Genomic DNA, 18,504 nt, shown 5'->3' with positions numbered 1-18,504 from the left:
GTTGCAGGTTGTTGAAACTCTCCACAGAGACTCAAGTCAGCATTCATATCTCCCCTCCGTACACCAGCAACGCGTAAATTTCTAGCTAATTCTGGACCCTGGAATCAACCATCAATGCGCTACGGTCTCTATGCGCCGCAAATCACCGTACAGGACCTGCTCACGAAAGCCACGTCTTACCTGTTGGTAAAGCTGACGGAACGCCTGATAATCTCCCGGTAAACAGAGCTTCTCAGGACCACGCAACGCTAGATGACGTAATCGGTGCATGGCCGTGATTGTCTGCCCGTCGCGATACCAATCCACGCTGTACTCCCCGGCACGATTGCGAAAACGGTGACTCCCAGGAATCGCAATAATCGGAACGTTCGCCGGAAAGCGCAGTACATACGTCTCCTCATGCAAACTTTCGTTGCAATAAAACGGCGTCTGGTTGGTCTCAGCGGGCGTAGTGGTATAGATGTTGCGCACTGACTCGGCGCCTGGCATGTAAGGCAACGCAAACCCTCCGGCCATCGAAAAATCAACATAATCGCGCGCCAAGAACCGATAGCGGTAACTGAATGGAGACTGTAGATCCTGCGGCATCCCCAGCAACTCCAACATCCCATCGCCATCAAAACCGGACTGAGCCAGGATGCTCTCCTCAATGCGTCGCCGATTCTGCGCATTAAGCTCGACAAACATTGCGCGTGTCGCAATTTCCCCATCCGACCCCAGATCCAGCATGGTCTCTCCACTCAAACTACCATCCTGGGCAAAGCGGTATTCAGTGCGGGCCACGTAAGTGTTGGCCCATACATCATGGGGAGGTGTACGAGTCACATAACCGTCAGCGCTATGCACGACCGGTACCCCAAGGTCACTGGCCGGAAGCTGACCAAAGCGCGCGTAAGGATTTGTCGAATCAAGGTAAAGATTAAACTCGGGCACATAGTTGATGGCATGGTTGAAACGACCGAGTACCGCAATCGGTGGCAGTGTCGGTCCACCATCAGCACCAATCAGAACAGGTGTACTTTGAATACCTTTGGCTGCGAGCAACGCCTCAAGAATGACTGCATGATCTTTGCAATCACCGTAATGCTGTTCGAGGATGACATCAGCCCTGTTTGGCTCTAAACCACCGTTACCAAGATAGACCGCAACATAGCGGATGTTACGCGCTACCCAGTTGTACAGTGCAGTGGCCTGTGCTCGACGCCCGGCACTACCAGCAGTGATCTGATCGGCCAAAACACGCACCCGCGGAGTGACCACGGCCGCTTTACCTGCTTTGACATGATAAGCATGACCCAACTGTGACCAATCCTTGAAGGTGCTCACCATGATCGTCGGACTAAATTCCCATTGGGCCGCACTCCACGTCTGACTCTGCAACGGCACACTACGCCGGTAACGCCACTCCCAGCGAGCCTGGTCACCCTGAAAACGCGGTCGGGTGAACCCATGCACCCCACGTACCCAGACGTGCATCGACAGCTTGCGCGGCGCACGTAATGTCACCACTGCATCGTCATACCGGGTAAATACACTGAATGTCTCCCAAAATCCGAAATAGCCTGGGAAGTAAGGGGTGAGCTGAGTCCGCCGGAGGCGATACACCACGCGCGCCCCCGGTGCCAAATTGGGGAATACCACAACTTTAACCTTATAGTCAGCGTACATCGCCGCTGAAGCGCTGGAATAGCTCTCCTGGGTGTAAATCTTTGTCGGAGCCACATCCTGGCGGATTCCGGCAGCAGTAATCGTATACGCTTCCAAGATCTCCAACTTCTGCATCTTCTCGCTATAGCCAAGACGCACTTGGCTAAACTGCTCTACCGCCGCTTGGGTGTTGAGCCGGATATCGTATTCATTGGTCTGCACGCTACTCGCATCAGCCCGCACTGCGTAATCAGCACGGTAACGCAGATAGCTGAAGTTACCGTCCGTTTGAGCAGCAGCAGGCGCATTCCTGGCATCAGCAACTGTAACAATGCAAATAGGACTCAATAGCAGAAAAAACAACAAACGCATCATGATGGGCGATCCAATTCAAACGGTAGGGTCGGGGCTGCCACTCAGATGAGATCAACACCGACTGAAAGATGCTCATAAAAAATCTCGCGAAGGGTGACACAAGCACCTGATTTAACAGGAACACAGGTGAGCATGAGCTAACTTGTTGTGAGCCCCGTTACTTGCTTACCTGTTGTGAGACCCCTTAGCGCGGTGGTGGAGCCAACACGGCGCGATCACCGTTGTGCTCGGGCGGACTGACCACGCCCGCTGTTTCCATAGCTTCGATCAAACGCGCGGCTCGGTTGTAACCAATCCTCAGCCGCCGCTGCACACTGGAGATGGAAGCACGGCGCGTCTCGGTCACAATACGTAAGGCTTCATCGTACAAAGGATCGGTCTCATCACCGCCACCACTGGCACTCTCCGGAAATCCAGCAGGACCGATCACGACACCATCATCCATGGTTTGAATCTCATCAAGCACCCCATCCACATATTGGACTGGAGCACTAGCCTTCAAGTACTCAACAACACGATGTACTTCATCATCGCTGACAAAAGCACCATGCACGCGCTCCGGCATTGCTGTACCAGGAGGTAAATACAGCATGTCGCCGTGGCCCAATAAAGTTTCAGCGCCGGACTGATCCAGGATCGTACGTGAGTCAATCTTCGAGCTGACTTGAAACGCGATACGCGTCGGAATGTTAGCCTTAATCAGTCCAGTGATCACATCCACCGAGGGACGCTGAGTGGCAAGAATCAGGTGGATACCAGCTGCACGCGCTTTCTGCGCTAAGCGTGCGATCAATTCCTCAACCTTCTTGCCGACAATCATCATCATGTCGGCAAATTCATCAATGAAGATGACAATAAACGGCAATTTTTGCAGTGGCCGCGGCACCTCGCTCAGGTCAGGGTTCGGCTTAAAAAGCGGGTCCATCAATGGCTGACCAGCCTCTTCAGCATCCTTCACCTTCTTGTTGAAACCGGCCAAATTGCGTACGCCAACCGCACTCATCAACTTATAACGGCGTTCCATCTCAGCCACACACCAACGCAAACCGTTCGCAGCCTCCTTCATGTCAGTCACTACGGGCGCCAGCAGGTGTGGAATGCCTTGGTAGACGCTCAATTCAAGCATCTTGGGATCGATCATCAGCATCCGAAGATCATTGTGTGAGGCTTTGAACAACAGGCTCAACACCATTGCATTAACAGCCACTGACTTCCCTGAACCCGTAGTGCCGGCAACCAACAGGTGCGGCATCCGTGCCAAGTCAGCAACTGTCGGCCGACCAGCAATATTCTTACCCAGCGCCAGAGTCAATGAACTCGGCGACTTGTCGTACTCCTTGGAACGTAGGAGTTCGGATAGAAAGATCATTTCGCGGTTGACGTTAGGGATCTCCAATCCAATCACTGACTTCCCTGGAATCACTTCAACCACGCGTACCGATTTGACCGATAAGCCGCGCGCAATGTCTTTATCCAACGCGCTGATCTGGCTCACCTTCACGCCGCGTGCTGGCTCAATCTCAAAGCGAGTAATCACTGGTCCCGGATAGGCACCCACCACCTGTACATCAATACGAAAATCCTTGAACTTCAACTCAATCTGACGGGATAGCGCCTCCAATGTTTCATCAGAGTAGCCTTTGATCTGCGGCTTAGGATTATCTAACAACGCCAATGACGGCAAGTCAGAACCACGCTTGTTCACCCCAAGGAACATGGGGATCTGCGTATCACGCTTGGCACGCTCGCTCTTCTCCACTATCGGCTCAGGAGGTAATTCGATCTTCATCGGATCGCGTTTGGCACGCTGTACCGCATCAATTTTGCGGACTTCCTCACGCTCCTCACGCAAGGCACGCGCATGCTGCCATTCGTCGGCGCGGCGCTTGCTCTTCTGCAGCAGCGGTGGAACTGCAAGCACAACGCGACCAATGCGCTCCATCAATGCAAACCAAGACAAACCGGTGGCCAACGTCACCGAAATTAACAGCAACATCAGGACAAATAAGTTAGTACCGAAGACACCAAAACCCGCTTGTAGTGAATTGCACACCTGTTTACCAAGAATGCCGCCAGCGCGCGCCACATCGCTCTGAAACAAGTGCAGATGAAATAAACCTGTCGCTGCAATCAAAAAACCGACGATACCCACCAAACGGAGCGCTGGCTCCAAATGTCCTTCCGCTTGCTCCTCTTGGTCACTGCCAAACAGGGCAATCCAACTAACAACACCCAATGCCACTGGCAGCAAAAAAGCAACGAAGCCACAGAGCTGGAACAGCACATCCGCAATCCAAGCACCTGCCTTTCCACCGATGTTGTGCACAATTGCGCTACCGCTCTGGGACCAACCCGGATCATCTTTGGAGTAGGTAAACAAACTCGCCATGAGGTATACCAATACCGGTGCGATCATGATCAACACCAGATCCCGCAAAAGCTTATGTTGCTTCAGTCTATGGCCATTCACACTCCATACCTTGCGTATGGAAGGCTTACCCGCGTTGGGTTTGCTGCGCTCGGGAACTTGTTTTGCCACTTGTTACTAAACCTTAGGAGTGCTGCATTAGTAATTGATAATAAATGACATTGAACTTGGTTTCAGCTGCACTCATATCGATGAAGAACCGGGTATAGTCACCGAGTTGGCGCTCCACTTAGGCTGACCATGCACATATAGGATGTTGCACATCCAGCAACTCGGCTTGATTCACCGACAAAGGGGAACAATATCTATGACGCGAACCCAAGCTAGCAATCCGCTGCAATCTGTCGCAACTCTCAATTAATTAAGTAAGCAAGTATACATGAGCGATTATCCTGCCTCTGCCAAACACTCGCGCTTGTTGATCCTAGGCTCTGGCCCAGCTGGATGGACTGCCGCTGTCTACGCCGCACGTGCAAACCTTCAACCAGTATTAATCACTGGCCTGCAACAGGGCGGACAATTGATGACCACCACCGAAGTCGATAACTGGCCTGGTGACGCCCATGGCCTGATGGGACCGGACCTAATGGAACGGATGCAAGCCCATGCCGAACGCTTCGAAACGGAAGTCATTTTCGACCAAATTTATAAAGCCGATCTCTCCACACGTCCATTCACCCTTTTTGGAGACAGCGGCATCTATACCTGCGATGGGTTGATCATCGCCACAGGTGCGAACGCCAAATACTTAGGCATCCCTTCCGAAGAGGCATTCAAAGGTCGAGGGGTGTCGGCCTGTGCGACGTGTGACGGTTTTTTCTACCGTGACCAAGATGTAGCCGTGATAGGTGGTGGTAACACAGCCGTCGAGGAGGCCTTATATCTGTCCAACATCGCCCGTAAGGTTTACTTAATACATCGCCGTGACAAACTGCGGGCCGAAAAAATCATGCAAAACAAACTGTTCTCGAAAGCTGCAACCGGCAAAATAGAACTGATCTGGAACAACGCAGTCGAGGAGGTACTCGGTAACGATGCTGGCGTCACTGGTGTACGGATCCGATCCACGCAAGACAGCAGCACGCGTGACATTGATGTCCAAGGCCTCTTCGTGGCAATCGGACATCATCCCAATACCGATCTTTTCGCAGGCCAACTTGCAATGAACAACGGCTACCTGCAAATACATTCAGGCACCGCAGGCAACGTCACCCAAACTTCCGTAGAGGGGGTATTCGCAGCAGGTGACGTTGCGGATCAACACTACCGCCAAGCAATCACCTCAGCTGGATTTGGCTGCATGGCAGCTCTGGACGCGGAACGGTTCCTTGATAAAGGCAACTGAACCATTGGAGTACAACATCAGCAATATAAACAAACACCGCGAATCTCCATTGAGCATTTCACATTTTAAAACATCATGAGGAACGGGTCACAAATCACTGCCCTTAGGGCATCAACGTACAACCGATCTCAAGCGATATCACCGAACTAAGCCCGGATCGGCTCAGTTAGTCGCTCTCTTGATAATCAGCATCCCCTTATATGCAGTCAGTTTCTGCCCCTTCGTCACTGAGCATTGGATCATGATGCCTATCGCTCAACTCGCGACCACAGGTACATCACATGCAACTTGGCGATCGATTCAGAACGGTGCAGGGGATATCTCCGCCCATCATTAGCATGTTTTTTTCGTTCATCAATCTAATCACGCTGGGTATCAACTTCTACAACAACGGCATCGAAACAATGTAGTCCACTACAGGAACATGATGATGAACTTGGAGGTACGTTGGCTAAATGCGCTGGACGAGATTGCAGCCGATATCTGGGATTCTCTGCACGATGGCAGCAATCCCTTCCTAACGCATGCTTTCCTATCAGGCCTAGAGCAGTATGGCTGTCTACGTCCATCCTGGGGTTGGAAGCCACTACACCTTACCCTATGGGACAACAGCACCCTGGTCGCCGCCGCACCTGGCTATCTGAAGTACAACTCGCACGGTGAGTTTGTGTTTGATCACGCATGGGCACAGGCCTATGCACTCCAAAGACAAGCCTACTACCCGAAGTGGTTGTGCGGCATCCCTTACTCTCCAGTCACTGGTCCTCGCTTATTAGCACTCGATACGGCGAAACGTCAGGCGCTACTCACAGCAGTAAAGGCTAGAGTAACGCAAGACAATCTTTCCTCGGCGCATATAAACTTTCATACTGATGAAGAGGAAATCACATTTGGTACCACCGATGACGGTTGGCTGGCCCGAAGCGACGTGCAGTACCATTGGTGCAATATTGCAGGCTGGCCGGATTTCGATACATTTCTAGCCACAATGGACCATAAACACCGCAAAAACATCCGACAGGAGCGCGCAAAAGTCGCCCGCTCTGGGGTGCGCATCCAATCCATCCATGGCGACGAAGCAACCCCTATCGAACTGAAAGCGATGCATCACTTCTATGTGAACACCTTTCACCAGTACGGCAACGCACCCGCCTTGACACTACCATTTCTCACACACCTGGCAAAGACCATACCGCGGCAACTGGTGCTGTTCATGGCCACACTTAACGGCAAGCTGATCGGCGGCTCACTATGCCTACGCAGTGCAAAGACGCTGTACGGCCGCCACTGGGGCGGCGCAGCATTACCGGGGCTGCACTTCGAGACTTGCTACTACCAAGGCATTGATTACTGCCTACGCGAGGGTCTGACCCGCTTCGAGCCAGGCGCTCAAGGTAAACACAAGATCGCGCGCGGATTCCTACCAACCGAAGTGCGTAGCAGACACTGGATCTCTGATCCCCGCTTCCGAATACCATTGGCGCACTGGTGTGCCACGGAACGCATCGCAATCACAGCCCATATGCACGAACTGATTGCACATTCACCATTCCGTAAAGACTGAACCGAACACGCGTGCATTCCCAACCCTATCTGCTCTCTCCCACACCAAATACACCATTCCCACCGGCGGAACACGCCCTGCACGAACCCAATGGGCTCCTTGCAATCGGCGGTGACCTGACCCCACAACGTTTGCTCGCAGCTTATAGGAGCGGCATATTTCCATGGTTCACAGAAGGACAACCACCGTTGTGGTGGTCGCCTGACCCTCGCACCGTGTTTCACAGTGACAACATCCATTTGAGCAGACGCTTCCGCCGCAGCCTACGCACTTCAACCTGGACCGTACGCGCCGACACAATGTTCGCCGCAGTGATCGACGCCTGTGCATCTACCCCGCGCCGCGGCCAAGATGGAACATGGATCACTGCGAATATGCGCGAAGCGTACCTCACGCTACATCAACATGGTTATGCCCATTCGGTCGAAGTATTTGACGGCACCATGCTCGTTGGTGGTATTTATGGCGTGGCAATTGGACGCATGTTTTTTGGCGAAAGCATGTTCAGTACTCACAACGGAGCCTCCAAAATCGCTCTCGCCAGTCTTGCATATTTCTTACACACCCACAGCGTGCCACTCATTGATGCCCAAGTCGAGAACCAGCACTTGCTGAATCTGGGTGCCGAACGCTGGCCACGAAGGGACTTCCTGACCTCCGTACGTCGCTTAATCACGCAAACCGAGCTACCTGCCTGTTGGAGTGTACTGTTCGGTGAGAAGCTAAGTAGAGACCTCGTATAAGCTACCACCTCATTCATCACGTTAAAGAAAATATTTTGCGCCGCTCCAAGATAGCGCGTACGATATTCACCCTTGGCTGCCCGCCGGGCGGCGCTTTGGATTGCACGCAGGACTACATGTCGAAAGACGATTGCATTGAATTTGAAGGCACTGTCAGCGAGACACTGCCAAACACCACTTTTCGGATCAAGTTAGAAAGCGGGCACGAAGTTACTGCTCATATTTCCGGACGCATGCGCAAAAACTACATTCGCATCCTAACCGGCGATCGCGTAAAAATAGAGATGACTGCATACGATCTAACTAAAGGGCGTATCATTTATCGTATGAAATAACCCTATTTGCTAGCATCATTAAGCGGAAGTCGCAATAAATCTCTTGTTAACAAGTAGCGAAGGCTCGTAATTTTCGAGTGGTGTTTCTTTGCTTGTACAAGTATTTGAGCAATGCTATTGCATCATCCCTCTGACTGCGACTGCCCGCCTTTTACCTTTTACATCTCCTAGGCAGCAGATTCACTGGATTAAAAGTAAAAATCCTTTTTGACATTTCGGTCTATAACCGCGCCCGGAACACTCGCATTTTATACAGCCATGCAATAACAGACTGGCTAGCTTCAAGCATGACTGAACACAGAGACTAAAGATCACTCTAACAACCTTAAGTGAAGCAACACATCACCATTACTCCACGGTCGCCGGAAACAACAGCTCTGGTTCCGAATAAGTCTCAACAATTAACTCATTATCACGCACATCAATGCCTACCCGACCACCGTTGAGCAACTTACCAAACAACAATTCGTCTGCAAGTGGGCGTTTGATTTTCTCTTGAATCACACGTGCCATCGGACGAGCACCCATAAGCGGATCAAAACCATGCTGAGCCAGCCAGTCGCGAGCAATCGGCGTAGCCGACAAAACAACACGCTTCTCTTGAAGTAACATCTCCAACTCAATGATGAACTTGTCGACAACCCGCAGAATGTGACTGAAACCCAGTGGCTGAAACTGCACAATCGCATCAAGACGATTGCGGAACTCAGGGCTGAAGCTGCGACAAATCACTTCCATCGCATCGCTGGTATGGTCCTGCTTAGTGAAACCAATCGTACGCCGTGAAGATTGGGACGCACCTGCATTGGTCGTCATTACCAGGATCACATTTTTAAAACTCGCCTCACGTCCATTGGTATCCGTTAACACACCGCGATCCATGACCTGTAGGAGAATATTGAAGACATCCATATGCGCTTTCTCCACCTCGTCCAACAGCAGAACGCAGTGTGGAGTCTTGACGATCTTCTCAGTCAGCAACCCTCCCTGATCAAAACCAACATAGCCCGGAGGCGCACCAATCAGACGACTCACCGAATGCGGCTCCATGTACTCAGACATGTCAAAACGTACCAACTCGATCCCAAGATGGTGTGCTAATTGTTTAGTCACCTCAGTTTTACCAACCCCCGTTGGGCCAGCAAGCAGGAAGTTTCCAATCGGCTTATCCGGATTACCTAGGCCACTGCGCGCCAACTTAATTGCCGACGACAGCATCTCAATCGCTGGCTCCTGACCAAAGATCACCATCTTCAAATTGCGTTCGAGGTGCTTCAAAACGTCCTTATCGCTCACACTCACCTGCTTCGCCGGGACCCTAGCCATCTTCGTAACAATGGTCTCAATCTCCTCAATATCGATCAGCTCTTTGCGTTCTTTCTCCGGCAACAGGCGCTGACGCGCGCCCGCCTCATCTATCACATCAATCGCCTTATCCGGCAACAACCGATCACCGATGTGCTTGACCGATAAATCAACCGCAGCGCGCAATGCGTCATCAGCATAGGTAACGCCGTGATGTGCCTCATACTTAGGCTTGAGTCCTTGTAGAATCTCGAAAGCCTCGCCCGCGGTAGGCTCGACGATATCGATCTTCTGAAAACGCCTCGCCAAAGCACGGTCCTTTTCGAAGATGCCGCGATACTCTTGAAACGTGGTCGAACCAATGCAACGTAACTCACCTGAAGCCAAGGCTGGCTTGATCAAATTAGACGCATCCATCGTGCCACCCGAAGCGGAACCAGCGCCGATGATGGTATGGATTTCATCAATAAACAAAACTACGTTAGGGGTTTTGCGCAACGCACTTAACACACCCTTCAGACGTTTTTCAAAGTCACCACGATATTTGGTACCAGCCACCAGAGCGCCAAGATCCAACGAGTAGATCACCGCATCGGCAAGCACCTCCGGCACACTACGATCAACAATACGCTTGGCCAAACCCTCAGCGATTGCGGTTTTACCAACGCCCGCTTCACCTACATAGAGCGGGTTATTCTTGCGACGTCGGCATAACACCTGGATCGTACGTTCAATCTCATCTTTGCGCCCAACCAATGGATCAATTCGTCCATTCCGTGCATGCTCATTCAAGTTAATAGCATATTCAGCAAGAGCATCCCCCTTATTCGCCTCACTTTCCCCCTTAGCCTCATTCTCAGCAGCTTGCCCGATGTCACTCTCCTCGCCCATACGGGTAATACCGTGGGATAAATAGTTGACGATATCGAGTCGGCTGATGTCCTGCTGATTCAGAAAGTAGACGGCATGCGAATCCTTTTCACCAAAGATAGCCACCAGTACATTAGCGCCGGTCACCTCCTTCTTACCAGAAGACTGCACATGGTAAACAGCACGCTGCAGCACTCGCTGGAAACCAAGCGTCGGCTGAGTATCACGGCCGTCATCGGCATCCAAGCGGGTAATAGATACCTCAATGGCCTGCTCAAGGTCACGCTTCAGCCTGGTAACATCCGCTCCGCAAGCCTTCAGTACAGCGTGCGCCAATGGATTGTCCAACAATGAAAGAAGCAGATGCTCAACGGTCATGAACTCATGACACGCCTCACGCGTTCGCTTGTAGCACTGGCCTATTGTTTGCTCGAGATCTTTGCTGAACATATGAGTGACTCCAACAACTGTTACACACAATATGAGGCATGAGCGGGGATTTTCCACAGCCCTGCTAAATCAAAGCATTCAGACACCGTTAGGGCCGACTATACAGCCCCAGTAAAATTGGAATGTAAGGGTTTATGCCTGTTTCATCGTACATAACAGCGGATGCTGATGTATCCGGGAAAATTCGTTAACCTGCGCAACCTTCGATTCAGCCACTTCACGCGTATAGAACCCACACACACCACGACCACGAGTATGTACATGCAACATCACCTGAGTTGCCTTCTTAAGATCCATAGCAAAGAATTGCTGCAACACCACAATAACAAAATCCATTGGAGTGTAATCGTCATTCAGGAGCAACACCTGATACCGCGGTGGCGGCGCAACTTTGGTATTACCAGTCTCCAACAGTAATGCATTATCCTGATCGTGTACGGTCTTTTGTGACATTCTGAGTGATTATACGGCGGAGAACGAGAACATATCGGATTGGACGATCAACAAGCTACGATTCACAACTCTTCCCCTCATTCAGACGCTCTAACATCAACCATTTTAACGATTGGCAGGTTTCCAACTCACCCAGTGTACTTCACAGACGGCTCTCTATCTGAATTGATCATACAAAGATGCCTCTAACACAAGAACACTGGCAACCAAATGTAACCGTAGCCACTGTGGTAGCACACAACCAGCACCTATTACTGGTCGAAGAAACAATCAATGGAATACTGATGCTGAATCAACCTGCTGGCCATTTGGAACCAGGCGAGAGTCTACTCCAGGCCGCACTGCGCGAGACCCTGGAAGAAACCGGCTGGAAAGTACGTTTAACGAGCCTAATCGGCAGTTACCTGTGGACCTCTGCAACAGGTTACACCTACCTCAGATTTGCCTTCTCTGCAGAACCATTGACCTACTATCCCCAGCATCCCCTGGATGTGGGCATCGTACGTGCACTCTGGCTGACCCCATCAGAACTGCAAGCGGCTACAGCCCCCCTACGCAGTCCGCTAGTATGGCAAGTCATCGCCGACTATCTGTCCGGACAGCAGGCCCCACTGGACTTGGTGCGATACGTACCATGAACACACCCCGGATCATCGTCGCCATGTCCGGCGGAGTAGATTCATCAGTCGCAGCGTGGCGCTTGAACAGTCAACGCGAAGCCATCGCCGGATTATTCATGCGAAACTGGACTGACGACGGAAATGGTCAGTGCCACGCCGAAGAAGATCGCCGCGACGCCGTAGCCGTTTGCGGCATCCTTGGTATCGCTTTTCACTTCCGTGATTTCTCACACGAGTACTGGCAGGAAGTGTTCACACACTTCCTTGCCGAATACGCCAATGGGCGCACCCCTAATCCCGACGTCCTTTGCAACCGCGAAATCAAATTCAAGCATTTCCTGGAAACAGCACGCGAACTTGGCGCCGACCGCATTGCCACCGGTCACTACGCCAGGATCGAACATTATCGCCAACGTTGGCACCTGTTAAGAGGCGCCGACCGCAGCAAAGACCAAAGTTATTTCCTGCACCAACTTGGTCAGGAACAATTAGCAGCAACACTATTCCCAATCGGTGACTTGGAAAAACAACAGCTACGCCAACTGGCACACCAAACAGGCCTCCCTACCCATGCCAAAAAAGACTCAACTGGGATCTGCTTCATCGGAGAACGCAACTTCCGTGAGTTCCTCAAGCAATACCTGCCAGCACAACCGGGAGAAATCCGCGATCCACAAGAACAACGGATTGCCGAGCACCCCGGCGTGTTCTATTTCACTCTCGGTCAACGTCAGGGCTTGAATATCGGTGGAGTGCGCAACCGCCCCCCTTCCCCCTGGTACGTCATCGGCAAAGACTTAGCAACCAACGTACTTTACGTGGACCAACATCGTGACAGCCCCTTCTTACAGTCACGCTGGCTGCGCTCGGAACCGGCACACTGGGTGTCAGGATCACCGCCAGCCCCTACCTTTACGTGCACCGCACAAACACGATACCGCCAAGCTGATGAACCCTGCAAAGTCACAGTACGCAACGACGGCAGCCTTGACGTAGATTTCACACGAACACAATGGGCAGTCACTCCGGGACAGTCACTGGTACTGTACGACGGCAATGAATGCCTAGGTGGCGCAGTGATCGCCACCACAGACGCACCGTTAGAACGCAAGCGGGCGCGTAATCTTTCCAAAACTGAGAATGTGCTGCAATGAATGCTCTGATAGACAACCGGGTACTGGCATTAGCTGGCGTCGTACAAGCACTGCAACAAGTACGGCAAATCGCAGAAACTGGACAATCCGAAACCTCGGCAGTACGTACAGCCATCGACAGCGTATTGCGTATTGACGCCGAATCACCAGAAGCAGTCTACGGCGGGATACGTAATCTCACTCAAGGGCTGCAACTACTGCATGACTACTTCGGTAACCAATTACGCGACCAATTACTTCCGCGCCTAACACTGGCGGTATTGCAATTGGAACGCCGCTTCATACGCGACACATCTATCGTTGCCGCAGTTTCAACCGGAATTACCCAAGCGGCGCATCAGGTCGAACAAACTGGCGACAGCGCTCACCCAGAAATACTCTCCACACTCGGCGCCTTATACGCCAACACAATCAGTCATCTACGCCCCAGAATCATCGTACAAGGCAATCCACACTACCTTGGTCAAGCCGGAGTCGTAGCAGAGATTCGCGCCATGCTATTGGCCGCACTCCGCTCAGCAGTGCTGTGGCGCCAACTCAACGGCAATTTATTGGATTTCCTGCTTACCAAACGAGCTATGGCAGCCGCTACAGAACGTGCACTACGCTGAAAAAATGGATGCATAACAACTTCCTGACGTTGACTCATGGCAAGGAAACACCTTGGCATAATCAAACAACCTGTATGACATGTCAAAACGGACCAAGCGCAACACAATTAACGCAAAATGCGTTGAGGGATAACGAGATCCATACTCACCGCCAAATGATCGGAAAACGCAGCAGGGACCGCTTCCGTCTTGCAAATATAAAAGCCTTCACTCACCAAAATATGATCGATTGCACGCTCTGGACGCCAACTCGGAAACGTTGGAATCACAACACCTGGTGGTTGCAACCGAGTACGGCGATACAACACCTGCATCTCAGAACAATCAGCCCTACAATTGAAATCCCCCATCAGAATTGTATTGGGATATTCAGCCAGCAAATCAGCGATGAAAACCAACTGCGCCATACGTGAGCGCACCCCCAAAGACAGGTGAACCACCGCCACCACTAAACTATCAAACCCACCATTACCAAACTTAGCCAATAGCACACCACGGCCAGGAATCCGGCCAGGTAAAGCATGATTATGTATCTGTCGCGGTTTCAACCGACTGAGCAGGCCGTTCGCGCTGGAAGCGACCCCAGCCATACGCCGATTAGGTTGATGACTCCAGTAATGAAAACCGGCGCGCTGCGCCAAATAGCACGTCTGATTGGTGAAACCCGAACGCAAACTGCCAGGATCACTCTCTTGCAATCCTACGATGTCACGCTCACCGGCCAACTGCGCAATTGCATCCAGATTAATGCGCTTGCGACCGATCGGTAACGCATGCGACCAGCTTCGGGTCACGTAGTCGCTATAGCGGCGAGTACTCGAAGCGGCCTGAATGTTGGCAGTCAACACCCGCAATATGCATTGATCAGAATCGTTCACGTAACCAAACGAAGCCTACTTGCCAAGCACCTTACGCTCACCTTCAATCAGGTGATCAGCAATCCGGAGCATGTCATCGTAAGTACGGCCTTTAACCAAGTATTTTCCGTTGATAATCAACGAAGGAGTCCCCGTGACCTGACTATGCTTAGCGAATTGCTTAGCACGATTCACTTTTGCCGAGATACCGAAGCTGGACATCGTATTCACAAACTGCTCCGGATTGACGCCAAACTTAGCGTAGAAATTAGCGATGTCCTGCACCGTGTCACGACCGCGCTCCCCTTTCAATGTCCTATCAACATGAATCGCTTTATACAACTGCTGATGGGTCTTCTCCTGCAAATTCAGAGTCTCAGCAGCGTAAAACGCACGCGCATAATCATCCCAAGGACCACCAAACACTGCCGGGACATAAACAAAATTCACATCCGAAGCTAGACCTGCCTTCCATAGAGCAATCTGTGGTTGGAACTGGAAACATGCCGGGCAGATGTAACCGAACACCTCAACAACCTCAACCTTGCCAGACACAGGCTGAAACTGTTGGCCATCTTGGATCACAACATAATCCGTACCAGCCACTGGTTTTGGCCCAGATGGCACACGCGACGCTTCAACCGGCCGCGCCGACTCGGGCGGCGGTGTGGTCGGAGTGGTTGTTGCCGTGGAGGAGCTAGGCGGTGCGCTCGGCGCTGGAACGGCAGACTGCACGGTATCCGCACTACCATCCTTAGCTTGGCAAGCCACCAAAACGGGCAACAACGCCATCAACATCATAGCGAAGCGATTTTTCATACGCTTTCTCTCCGAAAGTGAAAGTGAAGCTGACCACAGTCAGCATGTCGGTGATCATGACACGAGCCACATACCCTGCCTCATCTATGGCTCACCGGCCATGTGAGGCAGCACGTTCACGACTCACCAGATAATCGGTAATGCGCAACGTATCGTCAAAATCGTGACCAGTTACCATGTAACGGCCATCCACTACAATCGCCGGCGTCCCGACAGGACGCACCTTCAACGCATAGGCACGCGCAGCCTGGAAACGCTTCTCAACTTCCGGGCCATTGAAAGTAGCGACAAAACGATCCGGCTGCACCCCATATCCGGCGTAGAAGACAGCCAGTTCATCTGGCCCCACGTTCTGAATTGGCACACTGCCCTTCTCATGGATGGCCTCGAACATTGCCGCATGGCTACGCTTCGCGACACCCAGAACGTCAGCAGCTAAATAAGCACGCGCGAAAGGATCCCAAACACCGCCGAACACGGCAGGCACTAAAGTAAAACGCACATCCTTCGCCTGACGCGCACCCCATGCCTGCAACTTGGAATCAAAATGTGCACAATGCGGACAGGTATAACCGAAAATTTCGACCACCTCGATCTTTCCAGCCAGCGGCGCAAACGGCCGACCATCGGGAATCTCGACATAATCCTCACCAACAACCGGAAGGTGATTCACAGCAGCACAAATACTCAGAGGCACAAAAGCAAGCAATAAAGACAATAAACGTCCAAACAGAGACATAGACACTCCGGGATACAAGCCCTTATGGAACTAAAGAAATTAAATGCTTGGCTATAGCTTATAGATAGCTATAGAAACAAACGCGTAATAATAACAGCAGTCCAACGACGTAACGTTCCCAACCCCAAAAATTCAATACATGTTCATCAATCAAAGGTTGCTTTCGGAATCCAAGGTGCCAAGCATGAGCAATATAGACAAGCTTAAGCACCTACATAGGTGTTAACGCACGACCTTCCTGGGAAACCCTTCGTAAGAAATAGTTAGCAACAGTAGTTGGCGAGTACGGCATATGCATCAATTCACATTCGGGAATCGGCCATTGAGATATTGACAACAGCAGTGCCATCGCTATCACCTTAATACATGGCTATTACACTAAGCGTATCAGTGACACCTATCATTTCCAGGATGGAGAGATCGGTTAACAGAGGAGAAGTGATGCGGGCATCAGTGCCCGCGTAGAGTCCTATACACTTTTATTGCATCCCCTGATATTTCCTACCTGGTGCCATCTAGCATATTAACCATCCCGGACGCGGACCATGATGGCCGCTCAACTCGCAGGGCGCAGGACCACTGACCTAATAGGTCATAATCTGTCAGCCCGCCTCTAGAGAAAATATCTCAGTCATGTTCTTACAGAACTGTGATTTGCAAGATAAGAATGGTAAATACTGCACACCACTTAAAGCTTAAATTTGAGTCCTACATCTCAAGATTTTTAAGATTTTTTCGTATTTTATTTGATGTGTGATTCGAAACGAAAAAATCCTAGTTCAATAATGAGAATAATTGCTTGGCTGGCGATTTATCAGCCTCTGTTATTTCCATTGATCTTTGGAGGGTTTATGAGTCAGTTTCAGAAAAACCGCTTTTATTTTAGTAATACAGTCGTTTTTACCTTGCTTGTGTTGTTATCTCTGGGAGCAAAAGCGGAACGAAGCGATAACGATGTGGTGGTGCAATCTATTTCCCAAGAGGAGCAAAACGCTGCACTTAAATATTGGACGCCTGAACGCATGGCGGCGACACAGGCGATGCAGGCACAGGCTATAAAAATGATCAACGATGATCCAGGAAATGTTTCCGAATCTAAACGCGTCAGTACGCCAGCAGCTACTGAGATATTGACGGCAGGACTACTGTTTTTTCGAGTAAATGGTGAAGATTCGTCCTGTACTGCCAATGTTGTACAGGCAGCCACAAAAAGTGTTATTGCTACTGCAGGTCATTGTGTCCAATCACCTGCAAATGAACATCATGAACGTATTGACCATCTTGTTTTCTTGCTTAATTACAATCACGGGCGCTGGGATGGGCGATTCCCTGTGAGAAACATATACACCGTGAACGGATGGTCACAGCAAGGCATAGATGGTTTTGACTTTGCTTTTCTAAGCGTGGCACACAATAACTACGGTTCCAGACCAGGTGATCTTGTCATACAAACTCCGATCAGGTTTGCTGCTCCAGCTACACAGGGAACCTTCTCACTCTATGGCTATCCAAATGCCATTGATGAAGGTGAGCATCTGGTGAAATGCTCAGAACGAGCAGTATTTTATCCTGATCCCCATGGGGGCGGCCCGAGGGTGCGTTCGTTGCCCTATTGCCATAATTTCAGCGAAGGGGCTTCTGGTGGCCCTGCATTACAGAATCTGCCCGATGGCACATATCAAACAGGCAATGTTGAGGGTTATGTTGATAGAGTTGGAGCAGCAACTTTCACCTATTGGGAAGCGGCTGCTCACGGTGCTTGGGATCGGGCACAACACGATCAATAGTTTTTAGGGATGAATCAGTAACAAGAATGTGGCTCATTTGGGTCGTCCCTCCACACAAGAGGGGCGATTCATAGTGTTTGTTGCTAATTGCATTGTTAGAAGCAAATAAAGACTTCCTTAGTTACAGTCAATGCCTTGCTTCCAGTATCTGATGGAAGATCGCGGATTCTATAAACCACTTCAATTAAAGGTGTCATCACGGGCTTCCCGAACAAGCAACAAACCAACTCTTTAGTTAATTCCTGAGTGATTTCAAAATTCCAGGTGTTGCCGTCACTCTCTTCAATAATGGCGTATGCATTTTTATCTTTACTTTCAATGCGGATCAAAACACCATCCTTTACAGCGCTTTAGCGCTTTGAGTAAAAGGTCCGAAATTCTCTAAAAAATGATTCACACAGA

At 50.9% G+C, this 18,504-nt stretch carries 16 protein-coding genes; 8 read left to right on the top strand and 8 right to left on the bottom strand.

Annotation, left to right across the window (positions count from 1 at the left end; genetic code table 11):
• Positions 1 to 111: 111 nt before the first annotated feature.
• On the bottom strand, positions 112 to 2,022 hold the full coding sequence (locus F7G16_RS07070) for a DUF3857 domain-containing transglutaminase family protein (RefSeq protein WP_004089128.1): 1,911 nt from the start codon (positions 2,020 to 2,022) through the stop codon (positions 112 to 114).
• A gap of 184 nt (positions 2,023 to 2,206) precedes the next feature.
• Positions 2,207 to 4,561 carry a DNA translocase FtsK gene (locus F7G16_RS07065; protein ID WP_011097738.1) on the bottom strand — a complete coding sequence of 785 codons (2,355 nt, stop codon included), beginning with the start codon at positions 4,559 to 4,561 and terminating at the stop codon, positions 2,207 to 2,209.
• 268 nt (positions 4,562 to 4,829) lie between these two features.
• Here F7G16_RS07065 and trxB point away from each other — a divergent pair, with 268 nt between their 5' ends.
• From trxB to infA, 4 genes are all read left to right on the top strand, one after another.
• On the top strand, positions 4,830 to 5,795 hold the full coding sequence (gene trxB / locus F7G16_RS07060) for a thioredoxin-disulfide reductase (protein ID WP_004089132.1): 966 nt from the start codon (positions 4,830 to 4,832) through the stop codon (positions 5,793 to 5,795).
• A 430-nt stretch (positions 5,796 to 6,225) separates the two neighbouring features.
• Positions 6,226 to 7,359: a GNAT family N-acetyltransferase gene (locus F7G16_RS07055; RefSeq protein ID WP_004089135.1), complete on the top strand. Its 1,134-nt coding sequence runs from the start codon at positions 6,226 to 6,228 to the stop codon at positions 7,357 to 7,359.
• An 11-nt stretch (positions 7,360 to 7,370) separates the two neighbouring features.
• Positions 7,371 to 8,102: a leucyl/phenylalanyl-tRNA--protein transferase gene (gene aat, locus F7G16_RS07050; RefSeq protein WP_004089137.1), complete on the top strand. Its 732-nt coding sequence runs from the start codon at positions 7,371 to 7,373 to the stop codon at positions 8,100 to 8,102.
• Between the two features lie 116 nt (positions 8,103 to 8,218).
• On the top strand, positions 8,219 to 8,437 hold the full coding sequence (infA, locus tag F7G16_RS07045; RefSeq protein WP_004083749.1) for a translation initiation factor IF-1: 219 nt from the start codon (positions 8,219 to 8,221) through the stop codon (positions 8,435 to 8,437).
• A 348-nt stretch (positions 8,438 to 8,785) separates the two neighbouring features.
• Here the strand turns inward: infA and clpA are convergent, their stop codons facing one another.
• Both clpA and clpS read right to left on the bottom strand, forming a co-directional pair.
• On the bottom strand, positions 8,786 to 11,062 hold the full coding sequence (gene clpA, locus F7G16_RS07040; RefSeq protein ID WP_004089140.1) for an ATP-dependent Clp protease ATP-binding subunit ClpA: 2,277 nt from the start codon (positions 11,060 to 11,062) through the stop codon (positions 8,786 to 8,788).
• Positions 11,063 to 11,194: 132 nt separating this feature from the next.
• On the bottom strand, positions 11,195 to 11,515 hold the full coding sequence (gene clpS / locus F7G16_RS07035; protein WP_004083751.1) for an ATP-dependent Clp protease adapter ClpS: 321 nt from the start codon (positions 11,513 to 11,515) through the stop codon (positions 11,195 to 11,197).
• A 179-nt stretch (positions 11,516 to 11,694) separates the two neighbouring features.
• On the opposite strand from clpS, the gene F7G16_RS07030 reads away from it, so the two are divergent.
• From F7G16_RS07030 to hflD, 3 genes are read left to right on the top strand one after another with little or no spacing between them, the layout of a single operon-like run.
• Positions 11,695 to 12,153 carry an NUDIX hydrolase gene (locus F7G16_RS07030; RefSeq protein WP_004083752.1) on the top strand — a complete coding sequence of 153 codons (459 nt, stop codon included), beginning with the start codon at positions 11,695 to 11,697 and terminating at the stop codon, positions 12,151 to 12,153.
• A complete protein-coding gene (mnmA, locus tag F7G16_RS07025; protein WP_011097736.1) occupies positions 12,150 to 13,289 on the top strand; it encodes a tRNA 2-thiouridine(34) synthase MnmA in 1,140 nt (379 codons plus the stop codon). The genes F7G16_RS07030 and mnmA overlap by 4 nt, the downstream gene beginning before the upstream one ends.
• On the top strand, positions 13,286 to 13,900 hold the full coding sequence (gene hflD / locus F7G16_RS07020) for a high frequency lysogenization protein HflD (protein WP_004089149.1): 615 nt from the start codon (positions 13,286 to 13,288) through the stop codon (positions 13,898 to 13,900). Before mnmA ends, hflD begins: the two co-directional genes overlap by 4 nt.
• 107 nt (positions 13,901 to 14,007) lie before the next feature.
• Here the strand turns inward: hflD and F7G16_RS07015 are convergent, their stop codons facing one another.
• The 3 genes from F7G16_RS07015 to F7G16_RS07005 form a co-directional block, all read right to left on the bottom strand.
• Complete coding sequence (locus F7G16_RS07015; protein WP_012382517.1) at positions 14,008 to 14,778, bottom strand: endonuclease/exonuclease/phosphatase family protein; 771 nt, start codon at positions 14,776 to 14,778, stop codon at positions 14,008 to 14,010.
• Between the two features lie 15 nt (positions 14,779 to 14,793).
• On the bottom strand, positions 14,794 to 15,576 hold the full coding sequence (locus tag F7G16_RS07010) for a thiol:disulfide interchange protein DsbA/DsbL (protein ID WP_004089159.1): 783 nt from the start codon (positions 15,574 to 15,576) through the stop codon (positions 14,794 to 14,796).
• A gap of 91 nt (positions 15,577 to 15,667) precedes the next feature.
• Complete coding sequence (locus F7G16_RS07005) at positions 15,668 to 16,315, bottom strand: thiol:disulfide interchange protein DsbA/DsbL (protein ID WP_004089161.1); 648 nt, start codon at positions 16,313 to 16,315, stop codon at positions 15,668 to 15,670.
• Positions 16,316 to 17,166: 851 nt separating this feature from the next.
• Between F7G16_RS07005 and F7G16_RS07000 the strand changes: the two genes are divergently transcribed.
• Positions 17,167 to 18,102 carry a trypsin-like serine peptidase gene (locus F7G16_RS07000; RefSeq protein ID WP_038232892.1) on the top strand — a complete coding sequence of 312 codons (936 nt, stop codon included), beginning with the start codon at positions 17,167 to 17,169 and terminating at the stop codon, positions 18,100 to 18,102.
• Positions 18,103 to 18,197: 95 nt separating this feature from the next.
• Here F7G16_RS07000 and F7G16_RS06995 read toward each other — a convergent pair whose 3' ends face one another.
• A complete protein-coding gene (locus F7G16_RS06995; protein ID WP_027699997.1) occupies positions 18,198 to 18,431 on the bottom strand; it encodes a hypothetical protein in 234 nt (77 codons plus the stop codon).
• Between the last annotated feature and the right edge of the window lie 73 nt (positions 18,432 to 18,504).

The sequence above is a fragment of the Xylella fastidiosa genome, assembly GCF_011801475.1.
Classification (GTDB): Bacteria; Pseudomonadota; Gammaproteobacteria; order Xanthomonadales; family Xanthomonadaceae; genus Xylella; species Xylella fastidiosa.
Note: the sequence above shows the minus strand (reverse complement) of the source record. Positions and strands in the feature narration are given on the sequence as shown.

Bases quoted from the DNA above. Each gene is read 5' to 3' on its own strand.
- F7G16_RS07070 (WP_004089128.1), bottom strand. From the start codon at position 2,022: ATGATGCGTTTGTTGTTTTTTCTGCTATTGAGTCCTATTTGCATTGTT.
- trxB (WP_004089132.1), top strand. From the start codon at position 4,830: ATGAGCGATTATCCTGCCTCTGCCAAACACTCGCGCTTGTTGATCCTA.
- F7G16_RS07055 (WP_004089135.1), top strand. From the start codon at position 6,226: ATGAACTTGGAGGTACGTTGGCTAAATGCGCTGGACGAGATTGCAGCC.
- infA (WP_004083749.1), top strand. From the start codon at position 8,219: ATGTCGAAAGACGATTGCATTGAATTTGAAGGCACTGTCAGCGAGACA.
- clpA (WP_004089140.1), bottom strand. From the start codon at position 11,062: ATGTTCAGCAAAGATCTCGAGCAAACAATAGGCCAGTGCTACAAGCGA.
- clpS (WP_004083751.1), bottom strand. From the start codon at position 11,515: ATGTCACAAAAGACCGTACACGATCAGGATAATGCATTACTGTTGGAG.
- F7G16_RS07030 (WP_004083752.1), top strand. From the start codon at position 11,695: ATGCCTCTAACACAAGAACACTGGCAACCAAATGTAACCGTAGCCACT.
- mnmA (WP_011097736.1), top strand. From the start codon at position 12,150: ATGAACACACCCCGGATCATCGTCGCCATGTCCGGCGGAGTAGATTCA.
- hflD (WP_004089149.1), top strand. From the start codon at position 13,286: ATGAATGCTCTGATAGACAACCGGGTACTGGCATTAGCTGGCGTCGTA.
- F7G16_RS07010 (WP_004089159.1), bottom strand. From the start codon at position 15,576: ATGAAAAATCGCTTCGCTATGATGTTGATGGCGTTGTTGCCCGTTTTG.
- F7G16_RS07005 (WP_004089161.1), bottom strand. From the start codon at position 16,315: ATGTCTCTGTTTGGACGTTTATTGTCTTTATTGCTTGCTTTTGTGCCT.
- F7G16_RS07000 (WP_038232892.1), top strand. From the start codon at position 17,167: ATGAGTCAGTTTCAGAAAAACCGCTTTTATTTTAGTAATACAGTCGTT.